The 22,778-nt window shown below is 55.4% G+C and carries 18 protein-coding genes and 1 pseudogene; 11 read left to right on the top strand and 8 right to left on the bottom strand.

Annotation, left to right across the window (positions count from 1 at the left end; genetic code table 11):
• Positions 1-73: 73 nt before the first annotated feature.
• Positions 74-301 carry a hypothetical protein gene (locus CEE69_RS10515; RefSeq protein ID WP_099260614.1) on the top strand — a complete coding sequence of 76 codons (228 nt, stop codon included), beginning with the start codon at positions 74-76 and terminating at the stop codon, positions 299-301.
• A 36-nt stretch (positions 302-337) separates the two neighbouring features.
• Here the strand turns inward: CEE69_RS10515 and CEE69_RS10510 are convergent, their stop codons facing one another.
• The gene (locus tag CEE69_RS10510; RefSeq protein ID WP_099260744.1) at positions 338-1,657 is read right to left on the bottom strand and encodes a replication-associated recombination protein A; all 1,320 of its coding nucleotides are present in this window, start codon (positions 1,655-1,657) and stop codon (positions 338-340) included.
• 64 nt (positions 1,658-1,721) lie between these two features.
• Between CEE69_RS10510 and CEE69_RS10505 the strand changes: the two genes are divergently transcribed.
• Both CEE69_RS10505 and CEE69_RS10500 read left to right on the top strand, forming a co-directional pair.
• The gene (locus tag CEE69_RS10505) at positions 1,722-2,189 is read left to right on the top strand and encodes a DUF1499 domain-containing protein (protein WP_099260613.1); all 468 of its coding nucleotides are present in this window, start codon (positions 1,722-1,724) and stop codon (positions 2,187-2,189) included.
• A 123-nt stretch (positions 2,190-2,312) separates the two neighbouring features.
• Entirely contained in the window at positions 2,313-2,906 is a 594-nt protein-coding gene (locus CEE69_RS10500; protein ID WP_099260612.1) for a hypothetical protein, read from the top strand.
• Between the two features lie 163 nt (positions 2,907-3,069).
• Here CEE69_RS10500 and ilvE read toward each other — a convergent pair whose 3' ends face one another.
• The 4 genes from ilvE to CEE69_RS10480 all read right to left on the bottom strand — a co-directional run bounded on the left by ilvE (position 3,070) and on the right by CEE69_RS10480 (position 7,297).
• A complete protein-coding gene (gene ilvE, locus CEE69_RS10495) occupies positions 3,070-3,927 on the bottom strand; it encodes a branched-chain-amino-acid transaminase (protein WP_099260611.1) in 858 nt (285 codons plus the stop codon).
• A 79-nt stretch (positions 3,928-4,006) separates the two neighbouring features.
• Positions 4,007-4,777 (bottom strand): SDR family oxidoreductase, encoded by a 771-nt coding sequence (locus CEE69_RS10490; protein WP_390179969.1) that lies wholly within the window; start codon positions 4,775-4,777, stop codon positions 4,007-4,009.
• A gap of 59 nt (positions 4,778-4,836) precedes the next feature.
• The gene (locus CEE69_RS10485; protein ID WP_099260743.1) at positions 4,837-5,352 is read right to left on the bottom strand and encodes a 3-hydroxyacyl-ACP dehydratase FabZ family protein; all 516 of its coding nucleotides are present in this window, start codon (positions 5,350-5,352) and stop codon (positions 4,837-4,839) included.
• A gap of 361 nt (positions 5,353-5,713) precedes the next feature.
• Positions 5,714-7,297 carry a lipopolysaccharide biosynthesis protein gene (locus tag CEE69_RS10480; protein ID WP_099260742.1) on the bottom strand — a complete coding sequence of 528 codons (1,584 nt, stop codon included), beginning with the start codon at positions 7,295-7,297 and terminating at the stop codon, positions 5,714-5,716.
• 299 nt (positions 7,298-7,596) lie between these two features.
• Here CEE69_RS10480 and CEE69_RS10475 point away from each other — a divergent pair, with 299 nt between their 5' ends.
• From CEE69_RS10475 to CEE69_RS10465, 3 genes and pseudogenes are all read left to right on the top strand, one after another.
• Entirely contained in the window at positions 7,597-8,052 is a 456-nt protein-coding gene (locus CEE69_RS10475; protein WP_099260741.1) for a GntR family transcriptional regulator, read from the top strand.
• Between the two features lie 127 nt (positions 8,053-8,179).
• Positions 8,180-9,097, top strand: coding sequence for an ABC transporter ATP-binding protein (locus CEE69_RS10470; RefSeq protein ID WP_099260609.1), 918 nt, complete (start codon positions 8,180-8,182; stop codon positions 9,095-9,097).
• A pseudogene (locus CEE69_RS10465) lies at positions 9,081-11,783 on the top strand (ABC transporter permease); the annotation flags it as partial. The gene CEE69_RS10470 and the pseudogene CEE69_RS10465, both read left to right, overlap by 17 nt.
• A gap of 170 nt (positions 11,784-11,953) precedes the next feature.
• Here the strand turns inward: CEE69_RS10465 and CEE69_RS10460 are convergent.
• Positions 11,954-12,901: a DUF6263 family protein gene (locus CEE69_RS10460; protein WP_099260607.1), complete on the bottom strand. Its 948-nt coding sequence runs from the start codon at positions 12,899-12,901 to the stop codon at positions 11,954-11,956.
• Between the two features lie 279 nt (positions 12,902-13,180).
• On the opposite strand from CEE69_RS10460, the gene CEE69_RS10455 reads away from it, so the two are divergent.
• The 5 genes from CEE69_RS10455 (at position 13,181) to CEE69_RS31965 (ending at position 20,849) form a co-directional block, all read left to right on the top strand.
• Positions 13,181-14,350, top strand: a complete 1,170-nt coding sequence (locus CEE69_RS10455) for a DUF1559 family PulG-like putative transporter (protein ID WP_099260606.1) — start codon at positions 13,181-13,183, stop codon at positions 14,348-14,350.
• A gap of 901 nt (positions 14,351-15,251) precedes the next feature.
• Positions 15,252-16,523, top strand: a complete 1,272-nt coding sequence (locus tag CEE69_RS10450; protein ID WP_099260605.1) for a DUF1559 family PulG-like putative transporter — start codon at positions 15,252-15,254, stop codon at positions 16,521-16,523.
• Positions 16,524-16,734: 211 nt separating this feature from the next.
• Complete coding sequence (locus CEE69_RS10445) at positions 16,735-17,922, top strand: DUF1573 domain-containing protein (RefSeq protein WP_099260604.1); 1,188 nt, start codon at positions 16,735-16,737, stop codon at positions 17,920-17,922.
• A complete protein-coding gene (locus CEE69_RS10440; RefSeq protein ID WP_099260603.1) occupies positions 17,915-20,119 on the top strand; it encodes a DUF1559 domain-containing protein in 2,205 nt (734 codons plus the stop codon). Before CEE69_RS10445 ends, CEE69_RS10440 begins: the two co-directional genes overlap by 8 nt.
• Positions 20,100-20,849 carry a PEP-CTERM sorting domain-containing protein gene (locus CEE69_RS31965; protein WP_158230989.1) on the top strand — a complete coding sequence of 250 codons (750 nt, stop codon included), beginning with the start codon at positions 20,100-20,102 and terminating at the stop codon, positions 20,847-20,849. Before CEE69_RS10440 ends, CEE69_RS31965 begins: the two co-directional genes overlap by 20 nt.
• Here the strand turns inward: CEE69_RS31965 and CEE69_RS10435 are convergent.
• Positions 20,763-22,250, bottom strand: coding sequence for a PQQ-binding-like beta-propeller repeat protein (locus CEE69_RS10435; protein WP_233215114.1), 1,488 nt, complete (start codon positions 22,248-22,250; stop codon positions 20,763-20,765). The genes CEE69_RS31965 and CEE69_RS10435 overlap by 87 nt on opposite strands.
• Positions 22,250-22,699, bottom strand: a complete 450-nt coding sequence (locus tag CEE69_RS10430; RefSeq protein WP_099260740.1) for a hypothetical protein — start codon at positions 22,697-22,699, stop codon at positions 22,250-22,252. Before CEE69_RS10430 ends, CEE69_RS10435 begins: the two co-directional genes overlap by 1 nt.
• Positions 22,700-22,778: the final 79 nt, after the last annotated feature.

The following is a 22,778-nucleotide window of genomic DNA, read 5'->3' as shown; positions in this document are numbered from 1 at the left end:
CTGGTCGGACGGGCGAGCGCCGTGGGGCAATGAGAAACGACTCGTCTTTGTTTCCGTCTGCTAGGTTGCGACCATGCAATTCATCGAACTGACCGGCAAATCGTTGCTGGACGTCATCAACGAGGGCGAAATTGACATGGGCCAGCTCCATGAGGCTGGTGTCAATGGCGACTCCATTTTGCGGATCAACAAGTTCGGCGAGATCGAACTGAGGGACCAGCATGAATGGGTCTTGGTCGGCGGTCTGCTAGGGAATTTCGAAGATCGGCTGCGAAGAATCACGCAGCTGGATTGGCTGTAGTCGACGAGGCTCTGAGCCGCACGTGAACTGGCCGGCTCACTTGGTTTCTCTACCCAGTTGCTCGCGAATTTTCTGCAGTCGCGATGCCAGTTCCGATTCAAAACCACGCTCGACGGGTTCGTAGTAGCGTCGGTCGACTCCCAAGTAGTCCAACTCTGCCACTCCGGCATCGGTGTTGTGAGCGGATCGGTATCCATCGCCGTGCCCCAGTTCTTCTGCGCCGGAGTAGTGTCCACAGCGAAGCATTTTCGGAACGGGGATGACTTGGCGATCGCGAACGTCGCGGCGGGCTGCGCTGATCGCGGTCGTCGCTGCATTGCTCTTGGGTGCGAGACTCAAGTAGGCCACCGTTTGGCTGAGCGTGAGTTGGGCTTCGGGCAATCCGATCATCTCACATGCCTGCATGGCGCTGACCGCGATCATCAACGCTTGCGGGTCCGCATTGCCAATGTCTTCGCTGGCCAGGATCACCAGTCGCCGGCAAAGGAAGCGAATGTCTTCACCGCCTTCGAGCATGCGAGCGAGCCAGTACAACGACGCATCGACGTCGCTGCCGCGAATGCTTTTGATGAGTGCGCTGGCAAGGTCGTAGTGATCGTCGCCGGTTGCATCGTAGCCGGCGATGCGGCTGGTCATGGATTCGGCAACGTCTTCTCGTGAGATCGTCACCGATGCATCTTCATGGCTATGCACCGCGACTTCGAGGGCCGTGAGTGCTTTGCGAGCATCACCATCCGCGGCGGCAGCGAGGTAGTCGATGGCGTCTTCTGCGATCTTGACCTTCTGTGCACCCAATCCGGATTCCCGGTCGGTGATCGCTCGCCGAAGCAGTGTCCGCATGTCGTCGACGGAGACCGGTTCCAGCCCGAACAGTTGGCTGCGGCTGATCAACGCTGCGTTGACTGCGAAGTAAGGGTTGCTAGTCGTGGCTCCGATCAAAGAAATGATGCCCGATTCGACATCCGCGAGCAAAGCGTCTTGCTGAGATTTGTTGAAGCGATGAATTTCATCGATGAACAACAAGGGTCTGGGATCACCCGCCGAGACGCGATCGCGAGCCTTGGCCAGCACTTCGCGAACGTCTTTGACGCCGCTGCTGATTGCATTGAGCGTGACCAGTTCGCTGTTTTGCTCCGATGCGATCAGGTGAGCAAGCGTGGTTTTGCCGGTGCCCGGTGGGCCGTGCAACAAAATCGAACCGACTCGACCGCTGGCGATCAATCGTCGGAGCAGTTTCCCTTCGCCTAATATGTGTTGTTGGCCGACGAACTCAGATAGCTTCTTGGGACGCATTCGCGCGGCCAAGGGCTGAGCAGCGAACAGGTGGTCAGCTTCTTGATCTGCAAACAGGTCCATGGTCGACATGACAATTCAAAGTGATGGGCGGGATGACCGCTCGCGGATGAGAACGAGAAGAGCAATGACAGGAACAGTGATCGCTGGAGTCGTGACGTTGGCAATTGTCGCACGTGTGGCGACTCTCGTCGACGATTGGGGACGAGATTGGACGACCAATCACGCCAAGTGGGATGATTCCGCCACGGACCCAGAGATGCGTCCGATGCGTTTGCACAAACGAATTGCCAATGTGCAGAGCGATCTGAAAACGTGGGTGGAATCGGAACCCATTTGGCAAGTTGAATCGATCGCAGACGACTCCGTTGACGCACCGGTCGCCGATCAAACGCAGGCCATTCATTTGACGCGTCGAACACGGTGGCTGAGGTTTGTCGACGACGTTCACGTGCAATTGACGGAGGAGGTTTCGTCTACCGGGGAAGTGGTCACTCGCGTCGACGCGGAAAGCCAATCCCGCGTCGGCAAAGGTGACTTGGGGCAGAACCCTCGCAACCTCAAACATCTCCGCGAAGCATTTTCAGCGGAGTGAGGGATGTGACCGTAGCGGAAGTCGCCAAGACTTTCGGCGATTGGGAGTTAGCCGAAAGGCTTGGCGACTTCCGCTACGGTTTTGGCGACGTTCTCTGCGGTTTGGGGGTGATAGAATTTTGGGATGGACAGGCAACACAAACAGCGACTGAAGCGTCTTGATCCGGAGTCCTATCGCGGGCTTGCTTGGGTCCACTGGACGATGACGATCGAAGGTCGTCGAACAGGTTGGTTGGAACCACGTTTCTTCTACAAGTTTCGTGAAGTCCTCGCCCACGCAATGTTTCGTTACCAGTTCGCGTGCCCCATCTTCTGTTTGATGCCAGACCATGCCCATCTGTTGTGGTGCGGATTGAGTGAAAGTGCTGACCAACGTCTCGCGATGAAGACGGTTCGAAACGATTTGAACTCCTGCTTGAAGCGAATTGGTTTCGAGTTTCAGCGGCAGCCCTATGATCATGTGCTGCGTGAATCAGAATGCGAGTGTTCGGCAATCGAAGACGTTGCGGAGTACATCGCTCGCAACCCCGAACGGAAAGGGCTGGCGCCGGTCGATGGATTTTCAGATTATATCTATACCGGATGCCTGATTCCTGGTTATCCCAACCTCCGATTGTTTGAGCTGGATAGTTGGGAGATCCTTTGGCGGACTCTCTCGTTTTTAAAACGAACCGAGTGTTTTCGCCGCAATGACCCAAAGTACGCACAGAAAACGTAGCGGAACTCGCCAAGAGTTTCGGCGATTGGGTGTTGGCCGAAAGTCTTGGCGACTTCCGCTACGGTTTGGACGACGTTCCCTGCAACGCTCAGTCACTCGATCCGCTTTGGGGGCCCGTTAAGTTGGGTGCCCGTCAAGCTGAACGGTGGGACCAGCGACTTCCTCAGCGAGCCACAAATTTGCGGAAGGCGGCGTTGAGCTTTTGGGTCATTGGACCGGGTTTACCGTCGCCGATGACTCGGCCATCGAGTTTGACCGCGGGAATGACTTCTGCGGCGCTGCCGGTCAAGAAGCATTCATCAGCGACGAAGATGTCGTGACGCGTCATGGCTTCCTCGGCCACTTCGATCCCATTTTCGCGAGCCAGGTCGATCACTGTGTTGCGGGTGATGCCTTCCAAAATTCCCGCGTCGATGGGTGGCGTGATCAAGCGGTCGCCACGAACGATAAAAATGTTGTCGCCGGTGCACTCGGCGACTTCGCCTTTGGTGTTCAACATCACCGCTTCAATGCACCCGGCCCGGATCGCTTCGATCTTGGCCATGATATTGTTGAGATAGTTCAGCGACTTCACGCGGGGGCTAAGTGCGGCCGGGTGATTGCGGATCGTGGATGCGGTGATCAGATCCAAACCTTCGGTGTAGAACTTCTCGGGATACAACGAAATCGTGTCCGCGATGATGATCACTTGAGGATCCTCGCAAGCGAACGGGTTGAGCCCCAATTGGTTCCCGCCGCGGGTGACGACCAAGCGGATGTAGCCTTCCGTCAATCCATTTTTGGCAACAGTTTCGTTGACCGCCGTCGTCAACGCATCGATCTTGATCGGGATGTCCAGCATGATTGCACGAGCACTCTCGTAGAGCCGCGTCATGTGATCTTCGAGTGCGAAGACTTTGCCCGAGTAAATTCGCATGCCTTCGAACACGCCGTCACCGTACAGCAGCCCATGATCGTAGACGCTGATCTTGGCGTCTTCGCGAGAGAAGTATTCACCGTTGATGTAGATGGCTTGGGTCATGCCCGAAAACTCAGAGATTGAAAGGTGCGATGGATATGTGTTGTCGGCGAGTGGGCGAACTCAGCTTTGGAACCCGGTTTCAGTCGACCGATGCGTTTGTGACCGCTCCGACCACGTCGGCATCAAAATAGTTGATGGACATGCCCGCATCGACCACGATCGATTGAGCGGTGATTCCACTGCTGCGTGGTGACAGCAAAAAGGCTGCCGTCGATGCGACTTCGTTCGTCGAGACCGCTTCCCCGCGAGGGATGACTTTCTCGGCGTACAGGTACGAATCGACGTAGCCTGGGATTCCCGCCGACGCACTCGTTTTTAGCAACCCAGCCGCGACGGCATTGAATCGGACTTGGCTGAACCGGCTGAACGATTTGGTCAGGAAAGCCAACGACGATTCAAGCGCGGCTTTGATCGGTGCCATGAAGCCATAACTTTCGCTGGCCATTCGTGTGGTGCTGATACCGATCGTGACCACGCTGGCGTCACTCGCCAAACGGTCTTTGACAGCGTTGCAAACCGCGACCAATGAAAAGGCCGAAATGTCGATCGCTTGAAGGAATTGGCGACGCGTCGTTTCATGGAACGGCCGAATGCCGTCGCTGTAATCGGCAAAGGCAATTGCGTGCACCAACCCAGCGAGCGTCACGTTTTCTCGTTCGAGTTCCGCAGCCATGGCGTCGATTTCAGATTGTTGTTCGACGTCGCAAACGATCAAGCGGCGACCGGACAGCAATTTCGTCAGGCTGTCCCGGCGAGCCTCACTGCGAACTGCATAGATGACCTCTCCGCCGGCTTGCTCAATTTGCTTGGCAATCGCGAAGGCGACACTTTTTTTGTTGGCGACTCCCATCACCAGGAACGTCTTGCCTGTCATCCCCAGGAAGTCGAACGCGGAGTTGTTTTGGGTGCTCACGATTTTGCATCCGATTCAGTGGATGGGGTGGGCTGCGCTTGGGTGACGCTGCAAGCGAACTCGAGACGCGTGGTGACTTTTCCATTGAGCAGCATTTTGCCGGACAAAAAGAACGCGTTGGAAAGTTGCTCTTTGAGCGTCACGTGGATGTCGACGGTGTCGCCGGGACGCACCATGTTTTTGAACTTCACACTGTCCATGCGAGTCGCCACGGGCACGAATTCGCCGGCCGCGGGCGTGTGTTCGGACAGCAGGATTGCACCGGCCTGCAGGCAGCATTCGCACTGAATCACGCCGGGAACAAGCGGGTAATCCGGGAAGTGCCCCTGCACAAAGAACTCGTCGGCCGAGAACGTTTTGCGGGCGTGAAGCGTGTTTTCGGTCATCTCCACGACTTCGTCCAGCAACAGCATGGGCGAGCGGTGGGGGATTTTGGCCTCGATTTCTTCGGGGCCAAGATGCCGAGCGTCGGTGGAGTCGTTGGGTGCGTTCATCCCCGTATCAAACGCCATTTTTGGGGCGATCGTCAAGGCCGGCGGAAGGAGGTTTGTTTACGTTCGCGGAGGAACGCCCGCACCGTGTGCGATGATCGGCAATACCGAGCCAATCGTGAATCGAGCTGACCGGGATACAAGTGCGAATTGTGCCGCGAAAGGTTCACGTCGAATCGTCGCGGAATGCGGTGATCCATTTGCATCGCCTCGGACGGGGCCGCTGTCAGAGACCGGTTTCGGGGCCCGTGTATTTATTGAAAAAGTTAAATTGACAAATGCAAAGTGCAAAATGCTGTTGGGGTGAACGGGTCGCAAGCAATTTAAAATTTACAATTGTCAATTTAACCTTTTCAATCGAATCGCAGCAAAGCTTTTAGGCTCAGCCCAGCGGCATCAGCTTCGAGCGAACCTTGTCAGGCAAGCTTTCCAGCCAGCGGTGACGGGTGGCGTCGTCGTTCCAAACCATCAACCCGATTGCGATCGCCAGCAGCAATGCGACGTACGGTGAAAACAGCAGACTGACGGGAAGCAGCGACAGGACCACCAGAGTCACGTCCAGCTGGTAGCCGCAGCCGATCATGGCCAGCCACACGCCGGTCATTACGACCCCGTGGGAGCACATCGTCGCAATCACGGCTCCCTGCAAGCCCATCATCGGCAGCAACCACGCGTTGAGAGCTAGGTTGCTGATCAATCCCGCTGCCATCGCGACCGGAATCCATTTTCCTTTTTCGACCGTCCAAAGGTAGTTTTGCCCAACGGTCACGAGGGCCGCCCAAGTGCAGAAGCACAACGCCATCGGCATCAGCGTCATCCCGTCGGTGTAGCGGCCTTGCAGGAGAACGTTGAAGATCCAAGGCCCCAGCAGAATGGCCACCGCACTGCCGCTGGTGAACACGATCGAAACTGCCAGCAACGCGTCTCGCAATCGTGTCTGCACTGCTTCAAAGCGTTTGGCTTCCCAGTCCGCTGACAAATACGGCAGCATCACGCCGCCGATCATCGTTCCTAGGCTGAGCAAGAGCATCGGGATGATTCGTCCCGAGTGGTACTGCCCCACCGCGGCTTGACCCGCGATCTCCGCCGACATCGTTTCGGTCGCCGGGATGAAGTGCAGGATCATGTAGCGATCCGAAAGCTCAAACAGATTGCCGATCAAGTTCATCAGCCAGAGCGCTGTTGCGTACGGGGCGAGTCTGCGAATCATGTCCCACAAATCAAAGGGAAGGTCATCGTCTGGTGATTGAGCTTTGGTGTCTTGAGTGAGATTGGTGTTTGCGAGGTCGGCGTCCGAGATTTGTTGTGCGGAATCCCACGATCGAATCAGTGACCAAAGGCCAGGGATCGCGGCGATCAGGCACGATGCAGCGAACATCCACACAACGCCGGTGAACGACCCGCCGTAGATCAGCCAAGCGACGCTCAGCAGCGTGAAACCGACGCCCTGCATGAATTGCATGCATGAGACCATTCGGACTTGTCGCAACGAACCATTGAGGTCGCTGACAAAGTTGTAAGCGATCATCCCCACGACGGCTCCGGCAACACCGTAGATCAGTCGGTTGTCTTGCGGTTGCAAGAAAACAATCCATCCAAACCAGTCGGGCAGCCACAACATGGTTGTGACGAAGACCGTGGTGCACGCAAGAGTTCCGATTGCGATGCGTCGCACAAAAGGCGTGAGCGAACGCTTGAGACGAAAGTGTTCTGTGAATCGTGGCAATACGCCGGGGATCCCCAGCAGCATCACCGGGGTGATCAACGTGATGAATCCAAACGCCATCGACCAACGTCCAACATCGGTGTCGTCCATCAATCGGCAGAATGCCATCCCGCGAATGAAGCCGATGCCTCGGCCGAGCACCGTCATCGCCAGCATCACGATCATTCCGATCGCCAGCGAGTCGACTCGGAAGGCCGAATGGGTGGTGGTTGCTTGAGTGGCTGAGTCGGCAGTCGACATCGGCAATTGGCTTCGGTGATCAGTTGAACGATTGCACGTCACGCGCGGAGCGAGTCCGCGTGGTGAGCAGTCTTGAATTGCAAGGTTTTGAAAGAGTGGCTCGCTGGTGAGTGGCACCTTGTTCACTTCATCGGCCAGCGTGAAAGATCGAGAAATCTCGTGATCCCAAGGTGCGATTGAGACGGTTGTGCCGTTTTTTCTATCGAAAATCGTTGACTCGATCTTCGGGTGTGCTATCGTGATAGCACACAGGTTCAATGCCGCGTTTGCCGCATCGAACTCCTCCTCAGGAGATGCCCATGTTCTTTTCGATTGATGCGGCCAGCGATGTGCCGATCTACGAGCAGATTGTTCGTCAGGTCAAGCTGGCTGTGGCCGATGGCACGCTGGTCGGTGGCCAAATGCTTCCCAGTGTGCGGCAGCTTTCTCGCGACGTCGCGCTAAATCCCAACACGATCGCACGAGCCTACCGCGAGCTGCAAACCCAAGAGATTCTCAAACCGCTGCGTGGTCGCGGGATGGTGGTTCGTCGCGATGCGATGGATGCCTGCACGTCCGCCCGAGATGACTTGGTTGGGGATGGTGTTCGCCGTGCATTGGCGGACGCGATTGCCGGCGGGATGTCGCCCGACCAATTGCGGACGCTCTTCGAAGCCGAGCTTTCACGATTGAGTGCAGCCTCGGCGAAGTTCAACTCGGACGAACCCAACCTTGAATCTGTTTCTTCCTCCAACAACGAGCCGAGCCATGAATGAATTGGATTCCATCGGGCGTGAGCCAACGACACGGGAAGCTTCTGACATCGCCTCGGATCGTCCGGCGTATGATTCGCACCAAGGACGGCCGAACGTTGAACCTGGGGGCATCATTCAAGTCGACCGAGTGAGCAAGCGGTTTCGCAACACCGTCGCTTTGGACAACGTCAGTTTGCGCGTTCCGGCGGGGACTGTTTTCGCTTTGCTAGGTGAGAACGGTGCGGGCAAGACAACATTGATTCGAATCTTGACCGGTTTTCAAAAGCCGGATTCCGGCAACGCGTCGATCTTGGGGCATGACTGTGGTCAGAACTCCGAGGAGATCAGGCGAAAAATCGGATATGTGTCTGACTCGCCGGCTCTGTATGAGTGGATGACACCCCCGGAGATTGGATGGTTCGTCAGTGCGTTTTACGACGAAGGTTTCATCTCCCGGTATCGAGACTTGATCGAAGAGTTTCAGGTGCCACCGGCGACGAAGATCAAATCGATGAGCAAGGGTCAACGAGCCAAAGTGGCATTGGCTCTCGCGACCGCTCACGACCCGGAACTGTTGATCTTGGATGAACCGACCAGTGGGTTGGATCCGATGGTCCGTCGTCAGTTCTTGGAATCGATGGTCGACCGTGCCGCCGCTGGTCGAACGGTGTTGCTATCGAGTCACCACATCAACGAGGTCGAACGAGTCGCTGACATGGTGGCGATGATCCATGGCGGCCAAGTGAAATTGGTTCAGTCGATGAACGACTTGAAGCTGCACACTCGAATCGTGACGGCGACGATGGATGACGCTCACGTCGAGTCTCCTGATTTGCCGGGGCGTGTGTTGAGTGAAACGAGCAATGGTCGCCAAAGACGTTGGGTGATCACAGATTGGAACGATGCTGGGGAGCTGCAGTGGGGACCCGATGACGGTGTACGCCAATTCCATGTCAGTGTGCCAACGCTGGAAGAAGTCTTCATTGCGGTTTGCGGTCAACCCATTCGGGATGAACCCTCGGTTTTTGATCGTCGTCAGGAGGTGAACGATGGCCACTTCGCTTGATGCTTTTGTTTATCCAGCCGTTTCGCGTCCACGATCAGCATTTCAGCATTTGGTTTGGAAAGACCTTCGGATGCTGCAGCCGCTGTTGTTGGCGGGTGTCATCGGCACGGCGGCGTTGTTCTTCCTGGCGGTCCTTCGTGCCGCGATCGATCCGGCCTCGGATCCGAGCCTGATGACACTTTCCGTGTTGTGGGTGTTGTTGCCGAACTTGGTGGCACTCGGAATTCCGCCGATCTCTCTGGGCACGGAGAACGAAGAACGAACCCTGGATTGGTTGCGGACGTTGCCGGTGACATGGTCGCAAGTGTTGTTGTCCAAGTTGTTGGTTGGGTTCGCCGCCTGGGCACTGGCGGTCTTGGTTGCTTCGGCCTGCTTTGTGCTTTCTTGGGTGGTGTTGCGGGGCGAGTGGGACTGGGGTGAGATCGGACGGATCTCAGGTTCGGAATCGGTTGTTGAACTGATGATCTACGGGGTTGGCTTGCTGATCTGTGGCTGGATCGCTGCATTGATTGTTCGCAATCCGGTCGGTTCGGTGATGTTGGTGATCCCATTGATTGTGGGACTAACTTTGTTGTGGAACTACACGGTCGCTGGATTGGCCGGCACGCATGTTTATAACGGTGTCACGTTCGTGGAAGCGACCAGCGAACAGCGTGTTGTCATGTTCGGCTCGGCTGTTGCCTACCTCACCGCACTGGGGGCGGTGATGTCCGGTTTGGCTCAGCACCGGTTGGCGGGCGCAAGTGATCATCGCTGGCAGGTTCCGGCAGCCGCTCCGGCTTCGGCTTCGGCTTGGCAACCAAGCGTGGTGCAAGTGGCTTGGCATGCCAAACCGCGTCCGTTTCGTGCATTGCTTTGGCAACAGGTTCGGCAGACTCGTTTCATAATTGGTGCTGCGATCTTGTTTGCGTTGGTCACGGTGGCTGTCGCTTTCATCGAGGATCAGCCTGGCTTCAGAGGGCCATTGGTTGTTCTCGGATGGCCGGCCGCTCAATTGATGTTGGGAGTCGCCACGTTCCATGGGGACCGACGTGGAATGCGGCAAGGGTTCTTCGCCGACCGTGGGTGGTCACCCAACCTGATTTGGTTGACTCGATTGATCCCAACCGCCTCGGCATCATTGTTTCTGATACTGGTGTTTCCGTTTGTTTCTGGCCTCGATTTGTATCTCGGGATGCATTACGGAACTGGAACTTTGTGGCAAGCCTTTGCGTTCAGCGTGGTCGTCCAGACCCTCTTGTTCTTGATCGGTGTTTTGACGGGGCAATGGGGCCGCCGTCCATCGCTGGCGTTCTTCGGCGCACCTGTGGTGGCTCTGCTTTGGATGCTGCCCGCGTTTGGGCTGCTCGCGTTCTACGGAGGTTACACTAGCCTGCTGTGGCTGGCCGCAGGCGTGTTGCTGTTCGCAACTCGGCGTTTGACGCCTTTTGTGATGGAAGGTGTATCTTCGGCTGCTGTGTGGGGACGAGGGCTGGCGTATTGCCTGCTGGCCTTGGGAGTGATGTGCCTGTGTCTCTTCGTGCATCGCTGGTGGACGACGCCGCCGGAAATGCCTGCGTGGCGAAACGAGATGCTGGCGATCGTTCAGGAACCGGTTACGCCTGAAGTCATCGAGTCCACGATCGGTGTGTTGCCAGGGACTCGGAACATCGATTTGAATGCGGATGTGTATTCCCTCGATCGGTTCGACGAAGGCATGAAGAAGATCATGCTGCAAACGGAATTTCCAAATGTGGGCACCGCAGACGCAGGCAAGATGCAATTCACTATCCGTTTGGATCCGAGCTTTCATCAGTCTGGTTTGGCGGCGGTCGAGGCGGTCCACTTGAACCGAGCGGAACAAATGCGTGATCTGACATTCCGATTGGACACGGAATTGAAGTCTGACACGATGATGGGTGAGTTCGTCTCGCAAACGGAGCTGTACCAGTTGTGCGTTCGCGACCCAATCTTGGGTCTGGGGCAAGCCATTTGGAATAGACCTTACCGCAATGTGGCTCCGCAAAATTTTGAGTGGCAACCGTTGCGTCGCAAAGCTTTGGAGGTGGCTGCGAAGTGGTCAAGGCTGTCTCGGGAGCAGGCACCGAAGTTTGGCGCGTTGGTTGAACTGCTCAACAATGCGGAATCCAATGAGTGGATCGTGATCGCTGGTTTGAGGCAGATCGCCTACGATCAAAACCTGTTCACTGGTCAGGCTCTCCCGCAGGGCGAAGAGCATCAGTTGGATCGCGAAACCTTCATTCGAGTGGTCGATCAACTGGCCAGCGAGGACCTGCGTCGTGAGAGTCGCCAACGATGTCTGATCGCCGAATGGCAACGTTTTCAGACGGGAGAGTGGAGTGGCCGGTTCGATGATGAGCTGGGAAACGAGAAGTCGTTCTTGGAGGCTCCGTTGTCCGACCCGTTGTATCGGCTGGGGATCGAGCAGAAGCGTTTCGAGCGGAAGCTCGATGTCGCGGTTCGCAGTACGCTGAATCAGCTTGAGAGCGGATTGCCCGAGTGGGACGATCCTGAGCTGACCGAGCAACGGCTGCTTTGGGGTGAGTTGTTGAAGGACCGTCGCAACGGCGAAAACTCGCTCGGTCACCAAGAAGTCACATCACCGCCTCGAGCTCCCGTGTTTTATCGAGAGCAAGAGCTGTTGATCGACGAGCTTCGTCAAATGGCGGATCGCTTGCGTGAGCCGCAGCGAAGCAACGTAGGCCAGGTTTTACCTGGCACTCGAGCCGATGCTTTGGCACAAAGCGAGGCGAGTCACAATTTGGTTCTCGAGTTCAAACGAGTACGGTCCAATCATCCCGCCAGGTAGGACCTGGCCTACGGGGGAGAGGAGTCTGCCGAGACTGGCGGCGGCGATCAGCGTTGGTTCTTCTTCTTCGATGCGACCGACGTGGGGCTGTCTTCGGGCAGCAGCGTCTCGGACATCTTGGCTCGGTATTCCATCATGCTTCCAGGTCCTTGGAAGCCGACGACAGATTCATCCCAGTTCAGTTCTTTGCTGAGCAAGTAACCGTTGTCGACGTCGAAGCGAAGCGTTCCATTGCTAAGTTGCTGTACGACTTGGGCACGCAAGGATTCTTCCTCGATCGGAGTCAGCGTTTCACTTTTGACGCTCAGGGTCGCCACGCCGGCTTTGACCTTCTTCAGCGTGAACAGTTGTCGGATTTTGATTTGCTTGACGAATCCGTCTTCGGTGCGCGCTTGGATCTCGGATGGGACGGCCCATGACTCACCGATTTTGATCGGCTTGTCAGGCAGTGCCAACGCGAGCGTGCCCATTCCCAACGACGACTTGGAACCCGCATGATCTTCGCGGCGAACCTCTTGGCCTTGTTGATTGATCGTCACCGTGGCCAATGGAGTTCCGATTTGCGAGGCCACCACGCTGAAGATTTTGGGTGGCTCGTCTCCGGTGGTGCTGTCCCAGCGGACTTCTTCGGCATCGCCATTTTGCTGCGTCATGGCAACGGATTCGATCGAGTGATCGAAGGTCATTTCAGCGTCGCTGGCTTCGGCGACGGTCCAAGCTCGACTGCTGGTCGTGTGGACATTCGCGATTTCTTCGGAACCGTTGATCCGAGTCTTCGTTTTCGCGATGTGAGTGACTTCGTATCGCAGCGTTTGCCCAGGCTGAAGCGAGTGTTTGAGCGTGTAGGTTCCGCCGGAAGCATCTTCGGGCTGTTCGAGCACCGATTGCTCCTTTGCGAGTCCGACCGAGCGGGGGACCAGAACGCTTTGTGTTCCCAGGCAGGCCAGTCCGATCAAGGCAAGACGACGGGACGTGGAAGGGATTCGCAGCAACATCGTGGTGGGCTCCAGGCAGAGATTGTTCGGTAGGAAGGGACCAGCAGGAATCGCCGATACCAAATGCTGAATTTCTTCGCCAGTGGAATGTTGCGCAACCGAAGTGGATGGGTTCTCGTGCCAGTGAAATTGTGATGAAGAAGAACGTGTTGTTTTCATGAAGGTTTTTCCGCGGGTTCCGTTTTGACATTGAAGCCCGGATGGGCCATGCGGAAAGTGTGGGTGCGCAAGAATACCTCTTCGGGTTCTTGTCTTATCCCCTGCTACGGCCCTCATTGCATGTTCATCAACCGTCACCACCGGATTCAAACCTCGCGAGCGCATTCGCTAATGTCGCGAGACAACGCCGCGTTCACATTGATTGAAATGTTGGTCGTGATTTCGATCATTGGCGTGTTGGCGGCTTTGTTGCTTCCCGCTGTTTCGAAAGCTCGAGAAGCCGCGCGAGCCGCTCAGTGCCAGAACAATCTGAAGCAATTCGGTGTCGGTCTGACCGGACGTACAGTGAACGCGCCCAACGGCGAGTTTTGTTCAGGTGCGTTTGACTTTCGTCGTGACGGCGTCCCAACCGAAGTGGGTTGGGTGGCTGATCTCGTTCGACGTGGTGTTTTGGTGAGTGAAATGCGATGCACCAGCACTTCGGCTCAGGCCAGCAGTGCGATCGAGCACCTGCTCACAGACAACGAATCGGATTGGGCAAGCAACGACTGCGTCAACCAGCTCGGAAACGAGGAGTACACCAATGAAATGGGCACGGTCATCAAGAATGTGGCTCGTTTGATTGAGGCCACGCCAGCCGATCGTGTCGAGTTCATCGAACGGAAGATGCTGGAAGACGGCTACAACACCAATTACGCGGCATCGTGGTTCCTGGTCCGCAGCGACGTGATCTTAGACGAGAATGGTCAGCCCAAGCCGAAGGATTCCAGTTGCACGGACAACGATCTGAAGTCGCTCAACGTCACGCGAGGTCCATTGACAACTCGCTTGCTGGATACCGCGAAGGCACCCAGCAGCACGGTTCCACTTCTTTGTGACGCGTCGCCAATTGGGCAGCTTTCTAGCAACGTCGGCGAATTGACGTCAGGAACTCCGTTTGTGACTCCGATTGTCGGGGAGCCCATCCTGCACAAGGAAACCGACCCGAATTATCTGGAGGAGCCGGTAATCGCGGCTAGCACGCCACGTGAAGGGGCGTCGGGGTGGTTGCGGATCTGGAACTATGACACTCGTCAGGACTATCGCGGGATGTCGAGTCATCACAGTGGCGTTTGTCACGTCTTGATGGCGGACGGAAGTGTGCGAGGTCTCTATGACGCAAACGGAGATGGCTTCATCAACAACGGGTTTCCAAAGGACGCCAATTTCTGGACCGATGGTGAAGTCGAAGCGGGGGACCTCGAACTGGCAAGCTACTACTCGCTCAATAGCAAGGGCGAAGAGCTTTAGTAGCAAGCGATCAACGTTTGTGAACTGAAATCGAGGCTCTGTCTCTCGGGGCGAGTTGTTGTTGATGCAACAGTCGGGCAGGCCAAGTTGGTCGGGTGAAACCTCACTAGCGGTTTTGTGGCATCAATCACCGCGGCGAATGCCGTGCGGCTGAGTTGCTCAGCGGCCCGCCAACGCCAGAACGGCTGAGGTTCTAAGCAGGTTGCAAGTGTCTTCGGGGATGCAAGCCGCTTGACGTCAGCCCCGGTTCCAGCGCACAGCCGGGTTGACGTCCAAGCGGCTCACGGGTTGAACCCTGTCATTCCTGCGTACCTGCTTCTTGCAAGCAGACTTTTGTAAACCGATGAAGCGGTGAGCATGAAGTCTTGATGAAGAAGCTCGGGTGGAAGCGAGCTGCCGTTTGGTGCCGATTCCAACGCATATAGCTGATGTTCCACTCGAAATCGGCAAGAACTCGTTGGCTTGATTGCGAAGCTAGCGAGTAGGGATTGTGAAAGATTTGTGAATGCAAGTTGTGAAGCCTGTTGGTGCTGTTGGCTTCTTGTAAAACACCACCCAAATGAATGTCACGTCAGCCACCGCATCGGTTCAAGGGGGCTGGGGACAATCGGAAACTTGTCGACCGAAAGGAGGTTCGCCCTAGGCCACGGCTCATGCTGCGGCAATTGAGAGAAGACGATCGGGCGTGATAGCAATCACGCCATGGAATTGAAGTTTGGAAGAGAGTTTCTCCGCCAGGTTTCGTTCCGCAGAAGAAGGAGTCGGTGACGCCCGACCAGCTGAGGTTTGCTGTAACAAACACCGGCTTTTAACGGTCAAACGCCACCAAACTCGCCACCTCCCATTTTAACACAAGGTCGAAGCTGTACGGGTTTTGACCACTGAATTCTCAGGAAAGATAATGAAGTCACAATTTCGAAAATCAGGTTTCACCCTGATTGAGTTGTTGGTCGTCATCGCGATCATCGCTCTGTTGGCAGCGTTGTTGTTGCCAGCCATCACCAAGGCTCGCGAAGCTGCCCGTGCAGCCCAGTGCCAAGCCAACTTGAAGAACATCGGCATCGGCCTGTTCAAGTACAGCAACCGTGCTCCATCTGGTTCATTCTGCAGCGGAGCGTCGGACTTCCGTCGCGATGGTTGCATGGACGAATACGGTTGGGTTGCTGACCTCGTCAACGTTGGCGACGGCAACATGAACGAGTCGTTGGACCCTTCGAACCCATTGAAGGGCTCGGAAAAACTGAATGACTTGTACGGATCGGACACAACCGACAACAAAGACGCTGCTCCTTTGGCACGTTTGAGTGCCGGTATCTGTGGAAAAGCCGATTGGCAAGGCACTCCCGGTGGCGGTGCGTTAGCTGAATTTGCGGGAACGGATCCTTTGACTGCTCCACGAGCAGAGCTGATCGCTCGCTACTTCCTTACTAACGGTTACAACACCAACTACGCCGCTTCTTGGCACTTGGTCCGTGGTATGGTCAAGACCGAAGCTGATCCAAGCACTGGCGAATTGACCACTTGGTCCGGCGGTGGGTTTAAAGGTTTGGGTGGATCGACTGGTCCAATGAGCGTCGCCGACTTGGAGCGAAGCCGTATCAGCAGCAGCAACGTTGGCTTCATCGGCTGTGCAGCACCTGGTGATGTCGACGAAGCGATTCTCGCTGCAACTCTCGGTTTCGATGGAACCGGCGTCTGGGGAACTGCCCTGAATCAAACCGAAGCTGTCGAGTACATCGCCAGCGGATCGTTGTTGACCGAAGCGTTCAACGACGGACCTGCCTACTGGAATGCTGGTGCTGGAAACTTGGACTTGATCGGCAGCAATGAAACTTTGCTGGCGCAGATCAGCTGTGAGCGAGGCGAACCCACCACAGCTGGATGTGCTGCTCCAACCGGCCCTGGCGGCAACGGTGTCTACTTGCAAGACACCCGTGACTGGTACGCCGTTCACGCTGGTAGCTGCAACATTCTGATGGGCGACGGTCACGTTGAAGTCTTCGCCGACAGCAACGCCGACGGATTCTTGAATCCTGGTTTCCCCGTCACCGGTTTGACCGAAGCCGAAATCTCCGGCGTTGGGTATTCCGACGACGCATTGGAAATGCCACGCGACAAATTCTTCGCCGGTATCTTCATCAACGATGGCTACTTCAAAGGCAACTTTGAGTGATCCATTTCGGGTTTGAGCAATCCGATTCGTAAGTTGGAACCATTGCGGGTTTCATCCATTCAAGCCACGGCATCTTTCAATGGATGCCGTGGCCGTTTTACGCAAAGCATGCCCCCGAATGAGCGCGAGTTCAGGAATGTTTGCGGACAAAGATGGCGAGCTTTGGCTTCCATTTTCGTTGGTTCTCCTTTTCTTTGAAGAATAGAGTGTGATGAGCATCACAGGAAAGTTTTTGCTTGTGGGGATCCTGCTGGCGTCTGTCCTTGGCGGCCTTTCAACGGGATTGGCGACCATTGTGACGTACGCTCCGTTTGGAGTCTCCAAAGCCGAACGCGCTGATTACGAGAAGAAGGTTTCGTTGATCAAACGCGAAGAGGCACTGCGAAAAGAAGCCCAGGCGTTTGGATTGCCGCAAGCGGTTTTGCCATCTACCCGGTACGACTTCGGGCTGGTCGATCCGCATACAACCGCTTCGCACGCATTCGAGATTTGGAATCGTGGGGCGGGACCACTGACGATTGACGTTGCAGAGACGACCTGCAAATGCACTGTTGGAAGTGCACAGAAAGGAACACTCGCACCGGGCGAAAAAACGAGTGTCACACTGACGTGGAACACAGGTCAGAAATCCGAACAATATGAACAGGCCGCGCGGGTCATTACCAACGACCCAACGCGAGAAGTGATCGATCTAACGGTTTCCGGCGTGGTCAAAACCGAGCTCTTTGTGCCTGCCAAGGGTGTTTTCCACTCCGGTGATGCGGGTGAAGTCGTTGAGTCGACTCTTTTGATCTACAGCCAACAGCACGACGATATCGCAGTCGTCAGTGCCGAGTCCGATTTGGTCGGATTTGATTGGGAATCAAGTGTCGTTCCTTCCGACTCACAGCCGTCTTTGTCAGAACAGCAGCCGACCGTCATCAACCAAGTCAAACTCCGGTGTCGAGCTCAGAAGCCGGGCCGTTTTCAAGGCGAAGTGAAGCTGGATTTGCTGGTCAATGGTGAGTCAGATGTGATCGAAAAAAGTGTCGAGCTAACTGGACGCGTGCACGCTCCCATTAGTTTTCACTCACCCATGCTTCATTCGCGAGATGGACTTGAGCTGGGAACACTTGGGAACGACCGAGAGCACGAGTTTTATCTGATTGTTCGCAAGCATTTCGACGAAGAGCGTGCCCTCAGCGTTCTGGACGTCAGTCCAAAATCACTCGATGTATCCATTGAACCTACCAGTCGTTCTGGCGACTATCGACTGACCATTCGTATTCCCAAAGGGATCCCATCCACCATATTCAATTTGGATCAGAAGCGAGGTTACGTCCAAATCGGTGATCCCGAAAACGACGACTTTTCGAATTGGTTTCCTTTGATCGGTGCGGTGGTTGCAAACGATGAGTGATAGCACTTTAGGAAGCGGAATCGTCTTGCGAACAATTGGTCTTCGCAGCATCGTCGGGAAGATGGTGTCGCTCGTGTTGGGATGCCAATTGTTATGCTGCGGGGGCTGTGGTCCCAGCAAAGAAGAATTGATGATGCGCGCTGCGCAGCGTGCTCGTCCGAAAAGTTCGGACGAAAAGGAAGAGTCCGCGAAGGCACAAACTCAGCCAGTCAGCACGGCAATCGCATCAAAGGTGGTCGATGTCAAAGCTGGGGTAGAGGAGACGGCGAACGCCGCCACAACATCGGCGGTGCAGAAGGCAGCCAAAGACAGTGATACAAACAGTCCGGAAGAAACAATCGGAGACTGGAAGCCAATCGCTGATCGAAAACCCACAAATTCGTTGGGTGAACCAGGACGTCATGCAAAGGCTGTCGAGAATCTCAATCGATTGACCGAAGCCCTGATGGCATACAAAGAAGACAAAGGACACTACCCGCCGTCGGCGCAAGCGAAGGCTGGGATCAAGACATTGTCTTGGAGAGTTCTGATTTTGCCTTATCTCGGGCACCAAGATCTATTTGAGAAGTTCGATCTCAATATGCCATGGAATCGTTCCCCAAACAAAGAGCTGATCGAGTTCATTCCTGATGAGTTGATTTCTCCCGAGCGATTTGACAGCAAGACGAATTGGATGTTGCCGGCTCATCGCAACTTCATGTTCGGGGACAACCGTTATCCCCGCGATCGCAATATTGAGGATGGGCTTGAGAATACGTTGATGCTTGTGGAGGTCAATGATGATCTAGCAGTCGAATGGACTCGTCCGGTCGACTTCGAACCGGCGGATTTAGCTGCTTTGAAAGGATCGCTCGGTGATTTGCGATCGGGAGGTACGTTGGTTGCTTGGGCGAATGGCTGGCCTTCGTATGTTGCCAATTCGGTGTCTACGACACAGTGGATCAACGCGTTCACGTATGAGTCAGGTGATGGGCAGCGGGCGGGAGTAATCCACAAAGAGCCCGATGGATTGCTTACTGCACATAAACCATCCCGCAGCGAGACGAAGGTGGAAGCGAAGGTTTCTGGCCGAGTTGAAGCATCCAAGGTCGTCGTGAATACGGAGGCTGAGGCAGAGAGTTGGGGTGAGAATCGTTTGCCGGTCCCACCATCTCCTGACTTAGCCACGTCCAATCGACGGATCGAGCAGTTGTTTGGGGAACAGTTAGTTCGAGCGAAACAGAATCAGACGCAGGCGGAGCTGAGCAACGATTTTCTGAAGAAATCATTGGTGATGTCAGATGACGCCGCAGGTGCCTACGCCCTGCAGAACGCTGCGATTGATCTGGCGATCGACAGCGGCGACTTCATGCTTTTTCAAGCGGTCTTGGATCAACACGCGTCCACCTTTGAGGTCGATCTTTATCAGGTGAATCGAGATGGCCTATTGGATTTTTCGCGTCGAAATGATGTCGACGAGGACACTGCAAGTCAGATGGCATTTGTCCGCCGAGCGCTGGTCGCAATTCAAGAAGGTTTGAAGCGAAACGATTTTGAAGGAGTTGGCCGGATCGCTTCCGCTTTGCCACGAGTGGAGGAAGAGCGTCGAGGGTTTCGGCGAGCCAATGTCCGAGGTGGCAAACGTGAAGTGTCCGCTGAAAAACTTGTCCGGATCCTTCAGACACAGCTGTCTTCTGCGAACAAGCAATACGAGCAAGCCGCTGAGAAGGTGGCCGAGTACCGAAAGAATCCGGATGACGCGGAATTGGCATCAGCTCTCGGTCGGTTTTATTGCTTTCTGAAAGGCGATTGGGCAATGGGGTTGCCGTTGGTCATCAACGGAACAAGTGAAAAACTTTCCCGAGTTGCCAAGCGAGATCTGGAAGGTGCCAACGATGCCGAGGACTTCTTGGCACTAGGCGACATGTGGTGGGAACTGTCGGAAGGATTGCCAGCAGGAATCTATCGTCAAGGGACCCGTGACCGAGCGGGGTACTGGTACGAGCAGTCCTTGGAAGTGATGCCGGAATCGTTGGATCGCTTGCATGTGCAGGCCCGTGTGAAGGAATGGCAGTCGCAGGACCCCGGCAGTCCGCTCGCAACGATCCGAACGATCAATCGACAACTAGGTTTGGCGGAAAGCACAGATCTCGAGCAGGTTGTGGCTCGAAAGCGTACTCAAGTGAATGCACCAGGTGATGATTATGAAGATGGTTGATTTGATGGGCAACCGCAATGTCGACATGATGAGGGGAGGCTTCTCCGCTGTTATATTCATCGCAGGCATCATCGCATCCAGTGCGGGCCTCGATGCAGGGATCGTTACTAGGACGGTAACTTTCAACGACGTCGGTTATTTCGATGTGGCTGGCAGCGACGTTGAGAACGGACTTTCTTCCTACACGATTGACGGAATGAAGTTCAGTATATCGGAAGGAGTATTTCTCTACGCTCAGAACGGCAACAACAGCTTTTATTGGTCGGGGCAAAACGATACGAACTCGACGTCACTCGGTTCCGAAGCAGGAGCCAAAACATTTACTCTCGAGTTGGACGACCCGAATTTGGGGCCAACGTTTGACATGCGATCCATTACACTGATCGGGTTTTCTACTAGCTCTAGCGCAGACCAGACTACGTTCGTAACGTTTACAGGATCGAAAGTTGATTCAAATGAGGATGTGACTTATGAAACGGTGTCCTTTGATGCATCGACGAGGAGTGGTCTGACGATCGATTTTGATGCAATTGGAGTGGATTTTTCGAACTTAACTAGTTTGAGCTGGAGTCAGGGGCCCACAGCGAGGGCGCACCAGTTTGACAACGTTACGTTCAGTGCCTCCGCCGTCCCTGAACCGGGTTCATTGGTCGCGATGTTGGCGGTTGCTCTCGTTGGGATGGGGACTCGGTTGCGTAGTTGGTTTCGTGCGTTGTATAGGCTTTCCTGATTGACGCCCAAGATCAAAGACCGCTATTCGGTCTTCGTCTTTAAGCACGATGCCGTTCTTTAGAATGGCTGGCGAGCAGTAGCATTCGGCCTTCATGAGTGGTTGTTGGGTGAACGAGAGCACTCGCGGTTCTTCGACGCTGCGTTGCAGTGAGGCCAAGTGACCGCGTTCTCCGAGAAAGAACATTGCATCGCCCGCGATCAGTCCCTGAGCGCGACGCAGAACGCTGTGGTACTTCCATTTCAGTTCACCCGTGGCAAATTCGATGCAGCGCAGTTCGGCACCGCCCTGCCCCGCGGACGTGAACCCAAAGACATGGCCATCGGAGAGCAGAAGGTTGGTGTATTGGCTGTCGAGGAGTCGTCGGTTTTTCCAGCGTTCTTCGTAGGAACGATTCGGCAGGATTTGGAGGCACACCGCGCCCGGTCCGGGGCCGGTGACCATCAAAACATGGTCGTTCCAAACCAGCGGCGAGACCGAGTTGTAGCTCATGGGGGCACGGCTTCGATGGGGGATCTCCCAGTCAATTTCTCCGTTGGCGGGATCGAGGCAAACCAAGCCTTCGGCTGTCATGACAAAGGCGAATTCTTGCCCGAATAGTTGAGCCACCACGGGCGTGGTGTAGGCGGCTTTATGATCTGTGCACGACCAAATGGTTTCACCGTCTCGGACATGGATGGCAATGATTCCCGCGTCGTTGTTGGCTCCGCCCAAGGAAAGGATCAAGTGTTCCCCGTGCAGCAGCGGTGTCGCTCCGGATGGGAACAATTCCGGTTCCACCTGAAGTTTGCCGTGAAGATCGCGGCGCCAGACTTCTTCGCCAGTGTCGAAGTCCAAAGAGATCAGCGTCCCTGAACCGCTGAAGTGATAGACGGCGCGACGCTCAAGGTCGATTAACGGAGTGCTGTAGGGGCCATCGCTGTATTCAAAGTCGCATTTGGCGTCAGTCTCGAGTGAGTGTTTCCATCGGACCGCTCCATCCTGGGCATCATGACACTGAATCCACTCCAGGTCATCGACGCGATGGGAAAAGACGACGCGGTCTTCGGCGGTCACAGGAGATCCATATCCGGTGCCAACTTCCACGTCCCATCGAAGTACGGGACCCTGTTCGGTCCAAACCGCAGGGATGGACGCTTGCGTCGCACCGGTTCGATGCGGGCCAAATAGAAACGGCCAGTCCGTCTGTGTTTCGAGATCATCACGCCTCACCGATTGCTGATAGTCGGCAACAATCATTTTGCTTGGGCGGTCCGCTCGAGTGGGTTCTTCCAAGGGAACGTCGAAGGTTGGCTCGGGTGCTGCAGGCGAGCACCCTGCCGAGGCAAGCGCGAGCAGGATTGTGCTTTGAAGATAGATGCGTTTCATGTTGATGGTTGAACTTTCGTGCCGTCGTTTCATCACGGCTTTCGACGTCCTGACTGGTTGGCAATGCGGAGTGTGTTGTCTTGGACGTCAATTGCGAGTTCGATCCCTTCCGAGGCGGTCAGGAGTGTGCCAACCAACGCGACCATCCCGAACAAGCTTGCCACCGCGTACAGGCTGAATTGTCCCACCTCGTTGAGAATGCCGTCTTGAGTGGACCACACGATCCAGAGAAATCGAATGAGCAGACCAGGGATCACCAAGGCAACGGTTGCGTAGGCCAAAACGCGAAAAATTCTTTGTGTTGCACGAAGCGTTGGGTACTCGCGTTGAAGAGGGTAAATGCCAGCGGATTCGTTGTAGAGATTACGAGCGTTTGGAGTTGGCGGCTGACTATCAATCGCCGGTTTGGCGTCTGAGTCGTTGGGGCGCGAAGTGACCGGTTTCAAACTGACGGCATCAAAATCATTTTCCTGGAGTGGCATGGCTTGGTGGATGTCAGTGAATGCTGGGTGGGTGAGCGATATGCACGACTGCACGCTGAGTTGGGCGATTGGCTGAGTG

Source organism: Rhodopirellula bahusiensis (assembly GCF_002727185.1).
Classification (GTDB): domain Bacteria; phylum Planctomycetota; class Planctomycetia; order Pirellulales; family Pirellulaceae; genus Rhodopirellula; species Rhodopirellula bahusiensis.
This window is presented reverse-complemented; position numbering and strand designations above follow the sequence as displayed.